Below are 2,644 nucleotides of genomic sequence, written 5' to 3'. Positions count from 1 at the left end.
TTGCGTTTGAGGTGCTGCCGCACCGCCCACAATTCACCGTCAGGGATATTTTCCATCTGCAACCACAGCTGCGGGTCGTCAATCCGCTTCATCCAGTCGGCGCCCAGGTAGCGGTCGAACAGCAGACGCAGACGGCGCGCCAGCCAGGTGCCGGTATGCACGCCGTTGGTAATGTGGCGGATGGGGACATCTTCGGCGGCCCGTTCAGGCCACAGGAAGTGCCACATGCGCCGCGATACCTGGCCGTGCAATTCGGAAACGGCGTTGGCGTGTTGGGAAAGTTTCAAGGCCAGTACCGGCATACAGAAGCTTTCTCCCCACGGGGTTGCCTGACGGCCCAAATCCACAAACTGGTCGCGGGTCAGCCCCAATTCCGGCCAGATTTGGGAGAAGTACTTATCCACCAGCCAGAGCGGGAACTGGTCATTGCCGGCCGGCACGGGGGTGTGGGTGGTGAAAACGTTGGTCTTGCGCACCTCGCTGGCGGCTTCGGCAAAGGATTTGCCCGTGCGTACCAGCTCAAGGGCGCGTTCCACTGCCAGAAAGGCGGAGTGTCCTTCGTTCATGTGCCAGACCTGCGGCTGGTATCCCAGCCGGCGCAGAGCGCGCACACCGCCCATCCCCAGCAGAATTTCCTGCGAGATGCGCACTTCCAGATCGTTGCTGTACAGACGGGCAGTCAACTGGCGGTCGCTGTCGGTGTTGACGGGCAGGTTGCTGTCCAGCAAAAAGAGCGAAACACGCCCCACCCGCACCTCCCAGATGCGGGCAAACACGCTTCTGCCGGGCAATTCAACGGAAATCGTAATGGGGTTGTCATCGGCATCTTTCAGCAGAGAAATGGGCGCGTCTTCCAGCACCAGATGTTTGGTGTGGGTTTCCTGCCAGCCGTCCTCGGTGATGACCTGGGTGAAGTAGCCCTGGTTATAGATGAAGCCTACCCCCACCAGCGGCAAACCCAGATCGCTGGCTTCCTTGAGATGGTCGCCGGCCAGAATACCCAGCCCGCCGGCGTACACTGGCAGTGATTCGTGCAGCCCAAATTCAAAGGAAAAGTAGGCAATCTGCTGATGGATGAGGTGGGGATACTGCTGTTTGAACCAGGTATCCTCAGTGCTCAGGTAATCATCAAATTTTTTCATCACCCGATCGTACATATCCAGGTAGTAGGTGTCGTTGGCGGCAGCGTTCAACTGGCTGCGTTCTACTTTTTTGAGGAATGCCACCGGGTTATGCTCGACTTCATCCCACAGGCGCGGCTTGATCTGCCGGAATAACTGCTGGCCTTCCGGGTTCCAAACCCACCACAGGTTATAAGCGAGCTGGCTCAAGCGGCTGATGCGCCGCGGAAGACTGAAATGATTGGGAATTTCCCGTTTAATGGTTTCGTTCATGGTTGTTCTCTCTCGATCCATCCAGATGCCCGGAAAAGGGGAAATCTCGCCGGGCAGTGAATTGGTAATGTTTATCCGAAATATGCAAGTCCATACAAATCAACAGCCCAAAATTATACCATGTAATCCGCTGCCTCCGCTTCGGTTGGTGTGAAAATGTTATAATCAAATCGTGATTTCAAAACGCAAGGTCATCCCCTTCTTTTTGATTGCCGCCCTGTTTGTGTTTGGACTTTTGTTGGCAATACCCTCTTTGCGCGGCCGTCTGGTATCGAACTTTAACGAGCTGCGTGTTCAGGCGCGTTACGCCCTTAACCCGCCTCAGCAGGCGGTTTTTGTGCCGGAAGAAGCGGTTGCCACGATTGTGGATGCCACCATGCAGGCCTTCAGCCGCACCTCCACACCGACCGCCAGCCCGACCACTGCCTCATACACGGCAACGCCCACCCCGCAATTTACCCCCACCCCCACTCAGACACCCACGCCTCTGCCGGAAAGTGTTGCCCTCAGTGGGGTGCGTTATCAGGATCAGCACGGTTTGTGGAATTACTGTGCCCCGGCTAATCTTGCCATGGGGCTTTCTTACTGGGGCTGGCAGGGTGAGCGCACCGATGTCGGCCCGCTGCTCAAACCGTTTGAAAAAGATAAAAATGTGATGCCCTACGAGATGGCGGACTATGTGCAAACCTACACCAACCTGAACGCCCTGGTCCGTCATGGCGGGACGCTGGAAACGCTCAAAAAACTGATTGCGGCCGGTTTTGTGCCGTTGATCGAAAAAGGGATTGTCATCCGCGATATCAACGGTAAATTGGGCTGGATGGGGCATTATTCGACCATCACCGGCTACGATGACGCCAAAAAGGTCTTTATCACCCAGGATTCGTATTTTGAACCGAATTTCAAAGTGAGTTATGATGATTTGCTCTGGCAGTGGCGCTCGTTCAATTACATCTTTCTGGTCATTTACCCGCCGGAGCGCGAGGCTGAGCTGCTGGACTTGCTGGGTCCCTACGCCGACCCGCAAACTGCCTTTCAAATCGCTGCTCAAACAGCCGCCGAAGAAGCCGTCCGGCTGGACGGTGTGGAAAAGTTCTTTGCCTATTTCAACCGCGGCACCAGTCTGGTCAATTTGCAGGATTACGCCGGTGCAGCCAGCACCTACGACCAGGCCTTTGCGCTGATGGCCGGCCTGGCGGAGAAAGACCGACCCTGGCGGATGATGTGGTATCAGACCGGCCCCTACTTTG

General features: G+C 56.2%; 2 protein-coding genes. One reads left to right on the top strand and one right to left on the bottom strand.

Annotation, left to right across the window (positions count from 1 at the left end):
• Positions 1–1,394: alpha-glucan family phosphorylase (gene glgP, locus VAE48_RS15930; RefSeq protein ID WP_322794326.1), on the bottom strand; the 1,394-nt coding region annotated here is incomplete at its 3' end.
• Positions 1,395–1,566: 172 nt separating this feature from the next.
• On the opposite strand from glgP, the gene VAE48_RS15925 reads away from it, so the two are divergent.
• On the top strand, positions 1,567–2,644 hold a 1,078-nt coding region (locus VAE48_RS15925; RefSeq protein WP_322794325.1), incomplete at its 3' end, for a C39 family peptidase.

This window comes from Bellilinea sp. (assembly GCF_034432615.1).
In the GTDB taxonomy this organism is placed as follows: Bacteria; Chloroflexota; Anaerolineae; order Anaerolineales; family Anaerolineaceae; genus Bellilinea.
The sequence above is the reverse complement of the archived record's forward strand: the minus strand, read 5'-3'. Positions and strand labels throughout refer to the sequence as shown.